This is a genomic window from Gilliamella apis (assembly GCF_030758615.1).
Classification (GTDB): Bacteria; Pseudomonadota; Gammaproteobacteria; order Enterobacterales; family Orbaceae; genus Gilliamella; species Gilliamella apis_A.
This window is the reverse complement of the sequence record NZ_CP132381.1, coordinates 2,437,556-2,452,633: the sequence shown is the minus strand read 5'-3', so window position 1 is coordinate 2,452,633 and position 15,078 is coordinate 2,437,556. Positions and strand designations below refer to the sequence as shown.

General features: G+C 33.2%; 12 protein-coding genes and 1 pseudogene. 5 read left to right on the top strand and 8 right to left on the bottom strand.

Translation table 11 applies throughout. The annotated features are described in order from the left end of the window. Positions 1-2: 2 nt before the first annotated feature. From dcuS to RAM17_RS11275, 5 genes and pseudogenes are all read right to left on the bottom strand, one after another. A complete protein-coding gene (gene dcuS / locus RAM17_RS11300) occupies positions 3-1,562 on the bottom strand; it encodes a DcuS/MalK family sensor histidine kinase (RefSeq protein ID WP_181414620.1) in 1,560 nt (519 codons plus the stop codon). A 174-nt stretch (positions 1,563-1,736) separates the two neighbouring features. Beyond that, positions 1,737-2,894 (bottom strand): NAD(P)-dependent malic enzyme, encoded by a 1,158-nt coding sequence (locus RAM17_RS11295; protein ID WP_110447199.1) that lies wholly within the window; start codon positions 2,892-2,894, stop codon positions 1,737-1,739. Between the two features lie 120 nt (positions 2,895-3,014). Then, a pseudogene (locus RAM17_RS11285) lies at positions 3,015-4,308 on the bottom strand (2-hydroxycarboxylate transporter family protein). Between the two features lie 681 nt (positions 4,309-4,989). Then, complete coding sequence (locus tag RAM17_RS11280) at positions 4,990-5,574, bottom strand: hypothetical protein (RefSeq protein WP_110447201.1); 585 nt, start codon at positions 5,572-5,574, stop codon at positions 4,990-4,992. Between the two features lie 190 nt (positions 5,575-5,764). Next, entirely contained in the window at positions 5,765-6,469 is a 705-nt protein-coding gene (locus RAM17_RS11275) for a lipopolysaccharide core heptose(II) kinase RfaY (RefSeq protein ID WP_110447202.1), read from the bottom strand. Between the two features lie 268 nt (positions 6,470-6,737). On the opposite strand from RAM17_RS11275, the gene RAM17_RS11270 reads away from it, so the two are divergent. Beyond that, positions 6,738-7,043, top strand: a complete 306-nt coding sequence (locus RAM17_RS11270) for a GIY-YIG nuclease family protein (RefSeq protein WP_110447203.1) — start codon at positions 6,738-6,740, stop codon at positions 7,041-7,043. Positions 7,044-7,056: 13 nt separating this feature from the next. Here RAM17_RS11270 and RAM17_RS11265 read toward each other — a convergent pair whose 3' ends face one another. The 3 genes from RAM17_RS11265 to argD form a co-directional block, all read right to left on the bottom strand. Further along, on the bottom strand, positions 7,057-8,043 hold the full coding sequence (locus RAM17_RS11265) for a serine/threonine protein kinase (protein ID WP_110447204.1): 987 nt from the start codon (positions 8,041-8,043) through the stop codon (positions 7,057-7,059). A gap of 9 nt (positions 8,044-8,052) precedes the next feature. Next, a complete protein-coding gene (gene yihA / locus RAM17_RS11260; RefSeq protein WP_086358306.1) occupies positions 8,053-8,655 on the bottom strand; it encodes a ribosome biogenesis GTP-binding protein YihA/YsxC in 603 nt (200 codons plus the stop codon). A gap of 76 nt (positions 8,656-8,731) precedes the next feature. Then, the gene (gene argD / locus RAM17_RS11255) at positions 8,732-9,943 is read right to left on the bottom strand and encodes a bifunctional acetylornithine/succinyldiaminopimelate transaminase (protein ID WP_110447205.1); all 1,212 of its coding nucleotides are present in this window, start codon (positions 9,941-9,943) and stop codon (positions 8,732-8,734) included. A gap of 193 nt (positions 9,944-10,136) precedes the next feature. On the opposite strand from argD, the gene RAM17_RS11250 reads away from it, so the two are divergent. The 4 genes from RAM17_RS11250 (at position 10,137) to pflB (ending at position 14,874) form a co-directional block, all read left to right on the top strand. Then, on the top strand, positions 10,137-10,406 hold the full coding sequence (locus RAM17_RS11250) for an oxidative damage protection protein (protein WP_110447206.1): 270 nt from the start codon (positions 10,137-10,139) through the stop codon (positions 10,404-10,406). A gap of 8 nt (positions 10,407-10,414) precedes the next feature. Beyond that, positions 10,415-11,485 (top strand): membrane-bound lytic murein transglycosylase MltC, encoded by a 1,071-nt coding sequence (gene mltC, locus RAM17_RS11245; RefSeq protein ID WP_110447207.1) that lies wholly within the window; start codon positions 10,415-10,417, stop codon positions 11,483-11,485. 193 nt (positions 11,486-11,678) lie between these two features. Then, complete coding sequence (gene focA / locus RAM17_RS11240; protein WP_232351491.1) at positions 11,679-12,527, top strand: formate transporter FocA; 849 nt, start codon at positions 11,679-11,681, stop codon at positions 12,525-12,527. Positions 12,528-12,591: 64 nt separating this feature from the next. Continuing rightward, entirely contained in the window at positions 12,592-14,874 is a 2,283-nt protein-coding gene (pflB, locus tag RAM17_RS11235; protein WP_086364102.1) for a formate C-acetyltransferase, read from the top strand. The last annotated feature ends 204 nt before the right edge of the window (positions 14,875-15,078 follow it).

Sequence of the window (15,078 nt, the reverse complement as noted above, 5' to 3'; positions counted from 1 at the left end):
GCTTATTTATTCCTATATATCTCTTTTAGTGGTAATAGTACCTTAAAACAAGTCCCTTTTTTATTATTAAGATCACATAATTGTATATGCCCATCTAATTCATCAATACTAGCCAATACTAAATAGAGTCCAAAGCCACGGTTATCACCTTTAGTCGAATAGCCTTTTTGAAAAATATATTGAATATCTTTTTCTGAAATACCTTCTCCGTTGTCATTAATTTCTATTTCAAAATTAGAGTTATCTATGACCAAACTTACTTTTATTTGTTTATCATCTAAAAACTGTACAGCATCCAACCCATTATCAATTAAATTACCAAGTATTGTGACTAAACTATGAATAACAGAAGTGTCTGTTATGGGGGCTAAAACACCATCAATATTGAACTCTAACGTAACATTTAATTCCCGTGCTCGACTAAACTTACTATTTAAAAAACCGGCAATAATGGGATCTTTTATATATTGACTAACAAGTTGAGATTCAGCCTGTTGATTGCCAATAATTTGTTCAAGGTAATCCATTAATTCTTGTTTATTATCATTGAAAGCTAAACCATAAATAACATGTAATTTATTATTGAATTCATGTGATTGTGAACGTAAGGCATCAGCATATCGATTTACCCCTGTTAAATTCTCCGCCAATTTACGAACCTCTGTCATATCTCTAAATGAGGCAATGGCTCCGACTAAAGCATCATTAACAAATAAAGGTGTTCGATTGGTGAGTATTACCACTCCATTGATATTTTGTTCACAATCATATTCAGCATTACCACTCATCATCACTTCATGTAGACGAGTATTAGGAATGAAATTGTTAATAGGTAAGCCAATAATATTTTCTTTATCATCATCTATACGCAAAATTCTAATCGCTTCATCATTAATTTGGGTTATTAAACCGTTGCGATTGATAACGACAATCCCTTCTTTTACTGTTCTAATAATTGCATTTCGTTCTGCAAATAACTGAGCCATTTGAATTGGTTCAAGACCATACAGGATCTTCTTGATATTATGGGATAACAAGTAGGCTAAAATAATAGCGATAGTTAACGAGGCAAATAAGGATAACCAAATCGGTTGGCTTGTTCTCGATGCTAAATGATTAATTTTCTGCAACGTCTGACCAACTAAAACGGCACCTATTTGTTGATGTTTTTCATTCATGATCGGTTTAAATGCTCGAACAGAATCCCCTAACGTACCCTTTGCGATTGAAGTATAAGACTCACCATTTAACGCTCGTTGTTCATCTCCTCCTACTATAGTTTGGCCTATTTTATTTTTATCTGGATGTGAGTATCTAACACCTTGCATATTGAATATAACAATAAAATCGGTTTGAGTGAGAGTCCTAGCTTGCTCTGTGGTTGCCTGAATGGTGGTGATATTTTGTAAAGTAGGATTTTGTATTTCATCAATGATAGTCTGAGAAGTTGAGATAATACTGGCAATATTTTCTACACGTTGTCGAGAATTAATAAGATATTCGTTATTGACTACATGAATAATATAAATGTTTTGTGCAATAACTGAGAGTATAAAAACCAAACAAATTAAGCTTATTAGCTTAACTTTCAATGGTAATTTGTTAAATAGGTATCTCATTATCATTTAATATATAAAAAATAAACGTCTAACTATATTAACTGATTAACAGGCAAAACCTACTAATAAATTTATTAGTAGGTTTTTTAGTTAATCTAATTTATTTTCAAGTTATCATTACAGTTTTGCTGCATTTTTGACGCTCTCAGCAACAACTTTCGCTACATTGGGTTCGAAAGCATTAGGTAATATGCAATCTACTGAAAGTTTTTCTGGTGTAATGATATTAGCTAATCCTTTGGCTGCGGCTAGTTGCATGGCTAATGTAATATTTTTTGCTCTAGCATCTAAGGCTCCTCTAAATATGCCAGGGAACGCTAACACATTATTGATTTGATTTGGGTAATCACTACGCCCAGTTCCAACAATATAAGCACCTGCAGCTTTGGCCTCATCAGGGAATATTTCTGGTGTAGGGTTTGCCATAGCAAAAATAATCGATTTTTCGGCCATTGTTTTAACCCATTCAGGTTTCAGTACTCCCGGCGCAGATACACCAATGAATACATCAGCACCTTTAACTGCATCTTCTAATGTACCTTTTTGTTTAGTTTTATTGGTTCTTTTCGCCATAGCTAAATGATGAGGCGGTAACGAAGTATCATCTTCAGATAATATGCCAATTTTATCAACAATTTTAAGATCGGAGACGCCAGCAGCTAATAACATATCGGCGATCGCTAAACCAGCTGCTCCTCCGCCATTAATCACAACTTTAGCTGATTCTATCGATTTGCCAGCAACTTTTAAGGCATTATATAGTGCTGCTAATACCACAATTGCTGTGCCATGTTGATCATCATGGAAAACAGGTATATCCAATATTTCTTGTAATCTTTTTTCAATTTCAAAACATCTTGGTGCACTAATATCTTCTAGATTTATTCCACCAAATGAAGGAGCCAATGCAGCAATATGTTTAACTAACTCATCTGGATCTTGTGTATTAATTGATAGTGGTATTGCATCAACATTAGCAAATTGTTTGAATAAAATTGCTTTTCCTTCCATTACTGGAATAGCTGCTTCTGGTCCAATATTTCCTAAACCTAATACAGCAGAACCATCTGTAATAACAGCTACTAAATTACGTTTACTCGTATATTCGTAAACTGATTCAGGATTTTTAGCTATTTCAGTACACACTGCGGCAACCCCAGGTGTATAAGCAACACTAAGATCTGCCATTGAATTAACAGGCACTTTAGAATGAGTTTCAAATTTACCATGCATTTGCTTACTGATTGCTAATGCTTTTTCTTGTACTGTTGTCATAATATTTACCTTTTTAAATATATTAAATCTATGTTAGATATTTTGTAAGATTAAATTAACGTAATAATTTATTTCAAACTTTTTATAAATTAACTAATTAATTCTCTATTTTATATAAATTTACATATGTAAATAACGCATTAGTGCTGTAGTACATATCACCATCAAAGCTCCTCCTAATCTGGTTGCGACCTGAGCAAAAGGCATTAAGTTCATTCTATTTGCTGTGGAAAGTATGGCAACATCACCTGTCCCGCCCATACCGCTTTGGCAAGATGAAATAATAGATGCTTCAACAGGATACATTTTTAAGAAGAAGCTACAGACAAATCCTGTCATTGAAACAGTAAAAACAATAGCGATAATGGTAATAAAATACGGGATAGTTAATACATTAACTACACTGGCTAAATCGATATAAAGTAGACCTAATCCAGCCATTAAAGGGAAAGTAAAATTGCCCGAAATAAATTTGTACCATTGTTGGCTACCACGTTCTACACTTTCTGGTAATAAACGGAAGTATTTAACTACTGCAGTAGCAATAATCATTAAAACAGCCAGGGAAATGAATCATTTTTTCTAAAATCATTCCAAAAATGAATAAAGTGGCTAAAATCATTACTGCACCACTCATTGATCGAGCATCAAGTGGCGTTTTATCATCTTTTAATGCTTCAGCTAATCCATCAAACTCAATTTTTACCAATTGACCATGACCACTTAAATGAGGTTTAACTTCACCAATTCTGCTCATAATGGCTGTAAAGGTAATTGCAAAAAAATTACCAACTACTGTAGCTGGAATTAATGCACTAACGAAACTATCATAATCTTGATTTAGGATATTGCTATAAGCATTAGAAAGTTGTAAAACACCTTCACCAATTCCTCCAGCCATTACTGGTGAAACAGTATAGAAAAAGGCGTGTTCCCAAGTATCACCAAAAGCTACAGCGACAGCTACACCAACTAGTGCTGCTAAACACATTCCTAGTAACATTGGGATCATCATGCGAATAAAGCCTTGAACTAAAATGACTCTATGCATACCAAGAATACTACCACATACTAAACTGGCGATATAGAAGAGCAGAAAGTTAGATTCTTTCATTAACATTTTTGTCGCCGATAGGGTATTTTCATCAAATACACCATAGTAAACTAATAATGAAGGAACAATTAATGACAGAATAGCAGGGGCTCCAAACTTTTTGAAAAATGGAATATTTTGTCCGACAGTTCCCAAAAACCAACCTAAAGGTAATATCACGGCAAAACCACCAATTAATGTTTTTGGTAGCATGTCCAGTTGGGCGGCAATAATAACTATAATGGAACAAACTAAAAATATAGGAAGGGGGAGAGAACCTATATACATCTTATTTTCTTTTATATCTTGAAGTATGCTCATAACTAAACCTCTTTATGTTTTTATAGTACATAAGCAGTATAGTTAGGTAGATATAAATCAGAAGAATAAGAAAGTTATCTAACTAATTTTGTAATTAATGTAAGTATGTTACTAATATAATTATTGATTTATAAAGATATTTATATTTAAACCATTTTTAAAATACTAAAATTAGTAATGACTAATTTATTAGGATGCTCTTATATTCATTAAGCTAATGAAATCAACCAATCCTTAATTTTTGCCCCTTTTAGGTATATCAAAACTTGTTCCTTAATTTTTTATAGATTAATTATTAAGCTATTTGGGCTTTATTTGCTTTACAGCAAATGAATATCTAATTTAGAATTCATGGAAAAATAATGGGGAAGTGTTGTTGTAGTCCATTTGATGTAATTAAAAGAGAAATATTACTCTCTGCTAGGCCTAGTATTTAATAAATCGCTTTTTATCATTTTACAATTTAATGAATAGATATCTCGAATAAGTCTGCTTTATCATTTATAACTTGACTAATTTCCCAAAAGTAATTTTTCAAAAATTACTTCAATAATCATATCCATTTTTACATTAATAATTTATTGAACTTTTTGATAATATTTAAAAAATCAACAAAATTTTGTATTAATTTTATATTTCCTAACCCCTTTCCTCGAAAATTTTTCAAGGAAAGAGTGGAGATTAGCGTAATAAGCAAGCTTGAATTTTATCGACTTCTTTATTAAGTGCATCAATAACTAAATCTGGATGTGATCTTTCTAGCGTTTTTACATTTTGAAATCCATCATTAGCGATCGATCCGGTATATTGTTGAGCTTGTTTGATGTTACTAAATAAATAATGAATATTTTTAGCATTACGAGTAGTTGTTAAGGTATAACTGATAAAGTACTTAGATTGTGATTGATAATCGGTAACCGCATTGGCAACAATATTATTACCTTCAACTAATTTGATGGTATCACCACCATTGATGGTAATGGCTTGTTGCGTAGGCATATTATAGTATGGCCACCATGCTGACCCCAAATAGTTGTCGCTATTTAAAACCACAGGGCTGTTATCAAGTTCTTGGGCAATACAAACTGATAATGAAGAATGAAGAACAGTAATAGGACGAGAAATACTATATTTATTTATTATATCAACACCGTCAGCATTTTGGGCAATTTCTACTCCTTGAGCTTGATAGATTGATTGCATCTTTTGAGAAGCACAGCCAGTTAGTAACATTACTAAAACAGTAAAACCAATTAACTTTCTCATATCTCATCCTAGCTTGATTAACTTGTTTAATTCTAGCTGGTTATACAAGGATTTACTAGTATTTAAAAGATGAAAATATAAATATTTTTTAGTATTAAAAATTAGTCAGTAATTTGTTTTACATAAAATTAAAATAATAATAATATTGGCGAGAAATTGAGAGAAATTAGTTTTTCTCTCAATTTTATTATTAGTCTTTTTTACCACGAATTTTTCGTGATAATCGTTTAAAACCATGGGTGAATTTTTTTATTGTCATTGCTATAACTGGTACTTTAATTTTAATACCAAAACGTTCACGCAACTCAATAGCATCATTAGCTTTGGTAAGCCAAATAAAACCAGAGTTAGTTAAATCGATCGCTTTGATTGTTCCTTCTGGTGTTAAAATAAAATTTCCACCATGAATGTCATTGGAAACTAAATTATAACTATGTAATTTCTCAATGCAGTTTTTTATTTGTTCACCATAGGTTGCCATTTCTTCCCATTTTAATGATCGGCCTTCAATAAAATTAAAAATCATATAATGGCGTTTAGTCACTTTATCAAATGCGACTAGATAAAGTTCATAAGCTATATCACATTTGTCCAATGATATTTTTGCTAGCTTATGAATTAAATTGAAATAAAAGTCACCAGTGAGTTTGGCTATAATACGGCGTTCTAAACGATGTTCAACACCACCATCAATTTTAAAAATGAATTTAGTTTTCTCATGATTGATCAAATAAGTATATCGCTCAATTCTATCACTTGGATCAAGTAATTCATGATGGCCTTCTTCAGCCAGAAATTGGTCAAAAAGGTCTAAATAATTGATTTCATCATTTTGCACATAGGCAAACTTTATATTGCCGCGTTCAATTTCAATAATTTTTGCAAAGTTATTCAAATTTTGTAGTCCTAAGCGAGATAAAAAATTAAGCTATCTTAAACATTATCCCACTTAAAGTAAATCAATCACTGACAGTTATTAATACATACTTCGAAGTTAAATAAGCAGAATATTAAATAGTTTTAAAGCCTTTCAACTAAACTAATATAAGCAAATTTTAGTAAAGTGAGTAACCTAGTTAGTTTAATAGAAAAAATAGATTTAACTATTTATAAAAATTAACTTAATGATATGATCTGTTTATTATTAACAGCGACTATTTTTTATGCAAACCAAAGCTGCTGTGTGGTTTTTATATATCATAAGAACCGCAAAACAATCTTTATATACTGGTATCACTACTGATGTTACTCGAAGATTACATCAACACCAAATGGGTAAAGGGGCAAAACATCTAAAAGGACACAAGGATCTTGTTATTGTCTATCAACTAAGTGTTGGCGATAGATCAACTGCGTTGAAAGTAGAATATCGTATTAAACAGTTAACCAAAATTCAAAAAGAAAAGTTAGTTTCTATCTCTCCAAATCTCAATGAGTTATTTATTTTTCTGAATATGAAAACTATTTAATATTATTTGTTGTCTACATAATTGATAATAACTGTAATGGCGGAGCTTTAATTGCTTCAATTTGTTGGTTAAATTGTTTTAATTGTTGTTGCCAAAAATCAATATCGGTTAACCAAGGGAAAGCACGAGGAAACGCTGGATCTTGCCAGCGTTCGATAATCCATGCCAAATGATGGACTATTCGCATCGCCCGTAACGGTTCAATTAATATTAATTGATCATGATTAAATGGGAAAAATTCTTCATAAAGTTCAATAAAACTTGATAATTGAATTCTCTGCTGTTGTTGATCACCATTGAGTAGCATCCAGATATCTTGTATTGCAGGGCCATTTCTAGCATCATCAAAATCAACAATAATAGCTTTATCATGCCATAAAATATTTCCCGGATGACAATCGGCATGTAATCGAATTGGTTGCCAATCGTTATGCCAATATTGTTCAACAGTTTTAATTAAATTGCGGAGGATGATTTTAAGATCTGTTTGGATTTTATTCGGGACGATTGCGTTAGATAACAAAATTTCTTGAGGTTGATAAAGATATTCTTGCAAACCTATGGTTGGACGGTGTTCAAAAGGTTGTTTTGCGCCAATTTGATGAATTCGACCGAGCATAGTTGCGACGGAATCAAATTGCTCTAAATTATCGATTTCATATTGTCGTGCGCCAACGCTTGGAAATAAAGTAAAAAGATAACCTTGATATTCATGCACGGTATTATTATTAATTGTTGTTGGTGCAATGGCTGGAATATCGGCTTGGACTAATTGCTGAGTAAATTGATGTTCTTCAATAATTTGTAATTTATCCCAGCGATGAGGACGATAATATTTAACGACATAACGAGTGCGATTTTCATCAGAAAATTGATATACACGATTTTCATAGCTATTTAAAGCCGTAAGGCCTGAATCAACGTAGATACCTATGACGGCTAAGCTATCAAGAATCAGCTCCGGCGTTAATGTTTGGAAAGAAAATGCACTGTTATTCATAATGTTCCATTATTGTTGGCTAAACCATTCATCTAGTTTTTGCTTTAAAGCTTCTAAACCAACACGTTTTGGCGATGAGAAAGGAGCAACAGTAATATCACCTTGAAAAGGTAAAATGGCTTCTTTGACCATATTAACTTGTTTTTTTTGTGCACCAGAAGCCAGTTTATCGGCTTTAGTTAATAATAACATTACAGGAATATTTACTGATACAGCCCATTCAATCATTTGTTGGTCCAAATCCTTTAATGGGTGTCTAATATCCATTAAGACAACTAAACCTTTTAAACTTTCTCGTTTTTGCAAATACTCACCAAGTGATTTTTGCCACTTGCGTTTAATCGCTTCAGGAACTTGCGCATAACCATAACCAGGTAAATCTACTAAGCGACAGTTTTCTTCAACTTCGAAAAGGTTGATTAGTTGTGTTCGTCCTGGTGTTTTACTGGTTCTTGCTAGGGCTTTTTGATTGGTTAATGTATTGAGTGCACTTGATTTACCCGCATTGGAACGTCCGGCAAATGCAATTTCAACGCCAGTATCAATTGGTAAATGTGTAATGTCAGGGGCACTTAAGATAAAATGCGTTTTAGCATAATTTAATGGTCGAATGTCGGTCATAAACAATATCCTTTAAGTGCATTAACGGCACTTAATCACTTAAAATGCCGTTACTGTATAGAAAAACTTAAGAATTGACAACTTTTTCGACTGCTTTGCCAAATCGGTTCATGCCTTCTTTTATTTCATCTTCCGAGATAATTAAAGATGGCGTAAAACGTAGTACATTTGGCCCTGCATTTAGTATCATTACTTTATACTCGGTAGCAACATTTAAAAAATCTCGTGCCTTACTATGAAATTCAGGTTGTAATTCAGCACCTAAAAGCAAGCCTTTACCTCGATACTCTCGAAATACTTTGAATTTATCATTAATAGTTTCAAGTTGTTCAATAAACATTGCCCGACGTTTTTGAACACCTTCAAGTACTTCTGGGCTATTAATGATATCGAAAGCAGCACAACCAACGGCACAAGCCAGTGGATTTCCACCATAAGTGGTACCATGAACACCAGGATGCATTACCGATGCAATCTCATTTGTAGTTAGCATTGCACTAATAGGAAAGCCACCACCGAGAGCCTTAGCGGAAGTTAAAATATCAGGAATGACATCATATTGTTGATATGTATATAAACTGCCTGTTCGCCCCATACCGCATTGTACTTCATCAAAGACTAATAGGGCGTTATTTTGATCACAAAGTGCTCGTACACCTTTTAAAAACTCTGGTGTGGCAGAAGTTAATCCTCCTTCACCTTGCACTGGTTCTAAAACTACAGCACAAGTATGATCATCCATTACGGCTTTAACAGCATCTAAATCATTAAAAGGAACATGAATGATATCAGCAGGTTTCGGCCCAAAGCCATCGGAGTATTTAGCTTGCCCGCCGACTGATACAGTAAAAAAAGTACGGCCATGAAAAGATTGATAAAATGCGATAATTTTCGTCTTATATGGACTATACTTTTCAGCAGCATAATATCTTGCTAATTTAAAAGCTGCTTCATTTGCTTCGGCACCTGAATTAGCAAAAAACACACGTTCAGCAAAAGTATTTTCAATAATTTTTTGGGCAAGTCGTAGTGCCGGTTCATTGGTAAAAACATTACTAACATGCCATAATTGTTCGCTTTGTTGCTGTAGAGCATTGATCAACTGAGGATGACAATGACCGAGAGCATTGACAGCTATACCTCCAGCAAAATCGATGTATTCTTCACCATTTTGATCCCATACTCGACTACCATTTCCTTTCACAGGTATAAAGTTAGCGGGCGAATAAACGGGTAGAATTACTTTATCAAACAGATCTCGTGTAATTTCGGGCTGCATTATTTAATCCTTATTTAAACCAACGATCATTTTATATTTTATGTTATTTAATAAGATAGTAAAGTTAATATTTATTCATAATTATTGAATTTATATGCATTTAAAAGAAAGTTATATATTTTGTTCTTTTCTATAATTATTTTCGGGTATAATCAACGGTTAATTAATAATTGTCGATAAGATAGGAATAAATATGAGTCGCATTGTTTATTGCCATTATTTAAAAAAAGAATCCGAAGGATTAGATTTTCAGCTTTATCCAGGTGAATTGGGTAAACGTATTTATAATGAAATTTCAAAGATTGCATGGCAAGAATGGCTTAAAAAACAAACAATGTTAATTAATGAAAATAAATTTAATATGATGAATTTAGAACATCGTAAAAAAATTGAAACTGAAATGGTTAAGTTTTTGTTTGAAGGTGAAGACGTTGTTGTTGATGGGTATAAACCTGAAAATTGAGAGCTAAAATGAAAAATAATTATAAAATTATTACGTTACTCGTTTCCGTAACTTTATTAACAGCTTGTCCTGGTTCAAAAAACAAAAGTACCGATGAAGATTATTATATAAAGGATACCAATGCATTTAATATTTTAATCAGTCAGTATGCAAATAATATAGAACAAATTTGGGGGCCTAAAGAAATTCTTATTGCCGGACCAAAAGATTATGTTCAGTATGAAGATAATTTGCAAACACGCGTCCACATCAATTTTGTTTCAGGCGTAATAACAATTGAGACTTTATCTGATACCCCACTTGCCCATTTAAAAGATGCTATTGTTTCGACGTTACTTATGCCAGAACCGGTTGATATCATCCGCCGTGATAAAATAAGTCAGAACTTATCAGAAGAACCATTTTTATATAATCAGGTTCTTGACCAAGAAAGACAACCCATTCGTTGGAGTGGCAGGGCGAACAGTTTTGCTGATTATTTACTTGCCAATAATCTAAAAGCTCGTTCATCTGGTTCTCATAAAATTACCTATGTTGAAATCAAGTTAGTTCCAAATCATATTAATGAACGTGCAAGAAAATTCTTACCACTTGTTACTGAAGCATCAAATCGTTATTTTATTGATGAACGATTAATTTTAGCCATTATGGAAGTAGAATCTGCATTTAACCCTTATGCAGTCAGTCGTACTGATGCGTTAGGATTAATGCAAGTTCAACAACATACCGCTGGTCGAGATATATTTAAATCTCGAGGCAAATCAGGCGAACCCAGTCGCCAATTTTTACTGGATCCACGTAATAATGTTGATATGGGAACCGCTTATTTATCACTGTTAAAAAATAAATATTTAGCCGGTATAAATAATCCAATTTCATTAAGATATGCAATGATAACTTCCTATAATGGTGGTGCTGGTAGTGTATTACGTACTTTTTCTAATGATAGGAATGAAGCCATTAATATTATTAACTCAATGACACCCCAACAAGTTTATCGAAAATTAGTGACCTCACATGTTTCCCAAGAATCACGTAATTATTTGGTGAAAGTGAGTAAAATCTTAGATAACAAATAATTGATGATTATTAGCCACTTTTTTAAATCTGAATAAAAGATATGAAGAGTGGCTATTTTATATACATTTCACAATGTTAATAACTAATGATTTTTTAAGTTTTAAAGATTTTTAATAAAAAAAACGTGATCTACTTCAATTTTTGAGTATACTATGCGTCTCATAAAACCCTAGTTTTTTTGAGGATGTCAACTTGAGTAATGATAAGCTTGTGGACTCATTTTCTCCTGCACAAATGACCCAAATTGCCGAAGAAATTGGCAATTATAAAGTAAATAAACACCCTAGTAGTACTATCTTATCTGCCATCATCGCTGGTGTATTCATATCAATAGCTTTTGTCTTTTATATCACTGTTACGACTGGGACAGCTACAGTTGCTTTTGGTTTGGCTAAATTAGTTGGTGGTATCTGTTTCTCGTTAGGATTAATGTTAGTTGTCTGTTGTGGCTCTGATCTTTTCACTTCAACAGTATTAACTATATTACCTAAAATGACCCATAAAATTAGTTGGACAAAAATGATTCGTAATTGGATTTTTGTCTATATTGGTAACTTTATTGGTGCTATACTGTTTGTAACAATTATTTGGTTTTCTGGACAATATATGGTAGCCAATGGTTTGTGGGGATTGAATGTATTACAAACTGCAGATCATAAATTACACCATACCTTTATTGAAGCCGTATGCTTAGGTTTACTCGCTAATTTAATGGTTTGTTTAGCGGCTTGGATGAGTTATGCGGGTCGTAGTTTACTTGATAAAATGTTAATTATGGTATTACCTGTAGCTATGTTTGTCGCCAGTGGTTTTGAGCATAGCATTGCAAACATGTTTATGATTCCGATGGGCATTGTCATTAAAAACTTTGCATCACCTGAATTTTGGACGGCGGTAGGCGTATCTGCTGATACGTTTAATTCATTAACAGTTGAGCATTTTGTCTTAAATAATTTAATCCCGGTAACAATTGGGAATATATTGGGTGGTTTAGCTGTAGCGCTACCTTATTGGGCTTTATATCTTCGTAAGCCACATTGATTTTATAATATTTACCCTTATATAAGAGTAGATAGGTATTTATGTAAACCTGAGGTTAATAATTATGAGTAATTTAAACGAAGTACAAGCAAAAGCTTGGAAAGGATTTAAAGAAGGTGATTGGCAAAATAATGTCAATGTTCGTGATTTCATTCAAACAAATTACACACCTTATGAGGGTGATGAATCTTTCTTAGCTGGCGCTACCGATGCTACCACTAAATTGTGGGATAAAGTTATGGAAGGCATCAAATTTGAAAACTCCACTCATACACCAGTTGATTTTGATACCAGTGTAATTTCAACTATTACTGCCCATGATGCAGGTTATATTGAAAAAGATTTAGAGAAAATTGTTGGTTTACAAACTGAAAAACCACTAAAACGTGCGATTATCCCGTTTGGTGGTATCAAAATGATCGAAAACTCTTGTAAAGCTTACGACAGAACTTTAGATCCATTAGTCAAAAAAATCTTCACTGAATATCGTAAAACTCACAACCAAGGTGTGTTTGATATTTATACTCCAGATATTCTTCGTTGTCGTAAATCAGGCGTTATTACCGGTCTTCCTGATGCTTATGGTCGTGGTCGTATCATTGGTGACTACCGTCGTGTAGCTCTTTACGGTATCGATTACTTAATGCAAGATAAATTTGCGCAATTCACTTCATTACAAGCTGACTTTGAAAATGGCGTTGATTTACCAATGACTATGCAACGTCGTGAAGAAATTGCTGAACAACATCGCGCACTAGGTCAAATTAAAGAAATGGCAGCGAAATACGGTTTTGATATTTCAGCACCAGCAACTACAGCACAAGAAGCTGTTCAATGGACTTATTTTGGTTATTTAGCGGCGGTTAAATCTCAAAATGGTGCGGCGATGTCTCTTGGTCGTACTTCAACATTCTTCGATATTTACTTCCAACGTGATCTTGCAGCTGGCTTAATTACTGAAGAAGAAGCACAAGAAATTGTGGACCATTTCGTTATGAAATTACGTATGGTTCGTTTCTTACGTACTCCTGAATATGATGAATTATTCTCTGGTGACCCAATCTGGGCAACTGAATCTATCGCGGGTATGGGTGTTGATGGTCGTACATTAGTGACTAAAACATCATTCCGTTTCTTAAACACTTTATATACCATGGGGCCTTCTCCAGAGCCAAATATGACAATTCTTTGGTCTGAACAGTTACCTTCTGGATTTAAAGAATTTGCTTCAAAAGTATCCATCGATACATCTTCATTACAATATGAAAATGATGATTTGATGCGCCCTGATTTTAACAACGATGATTATGCTATCGCATGTTGTGTAAGCCCAATGATTGTTGGTAAACAAATGCAATTCTTTGGTGCTCGTGCTAACCTTGCAAAAACTCTTCTTTATGCAATCAATGGTGGTGTGGACGAGAAATTAAAAATGCAAGTTGGGCCTAAAGAAGATCCAATTACAGACGAATATTTAGATTTTGATAAAGTATTCGCTCGTTTAGATCATTTTATGAATTGGTTAGCTAAACAATATGTAACTGCGCTAAATGCTATTCACTATATGCATGATAAATATAGTTATGAAGCTTCATTAATGGCGTTACATGACCGTGATATTATTCGTACTATGGCATGTGGTATTGCAGGCCTTTCTGTTGCAGCTGACTCTTTATCTGCAATTAAATATGCGAAAGTAAAAACTATTCGTGATGAAGATGGTCTTGCAGTTGATTTTGAAATCGAAGGTGAATATCCACAATTCGGTAACAATGATCCACGAGTTGATGACATTGCTGTTGATTTAGTTGAACGTTTCATGAAGAAAATTCAAAAACTTAAAACTTATCGTAATGCAATTCCTACACAGTCTGTATTAACCATTACTTCAAACGTTGTATATGGTAAGAAAACAGGTAACACTCCAGACGGACGTCGTGCAGGTGCTCCATTTGGACCAGGCGCTAACCCAATGCACGGACGTGACCAAAAAGGTGCGGTAGCTTCATTAACTTCTGTTGCTAAATTACCGTTTGCTTATGCGAAAGATGGTATTTCATATACTTTCTCAATCGTTCCTAATGCATTAGGTAAAGATGATGATGCACGTAAACGTAATCTTGCCGGCTTAATGGATGGTTATTTCCATCACGAAGCAACTGTGGAAGGTGGTCAACATTTAAATGTTAACGTATTAAATCGTGAAACATTATTAGATGCAATGGAACATCCTGAAAAATATCCACAATTAACTATTCGTGTGTCTGGATATGCAGTACGTTTTAACTCATTAACTAAAGAACAACAAAAAGACGTTATTACACGTACTTTCACTCAATCAATGTAATTAGTTAATAATAAACTTAACTTAAATAGCGTCCTTTAGGGGCGCTATTTTTTTGTTATTGAAATTTTTTGCTCAAAACACAATATTAAATTATACAAGGCCATTTTTCTTAATGGTCTTAATATAAATTCGTTATAATTGAATTTATATCGTTTTTCACTTATTGGTGTAATTGGTGAAAGCATTAGCATAACTGAGTTAAAA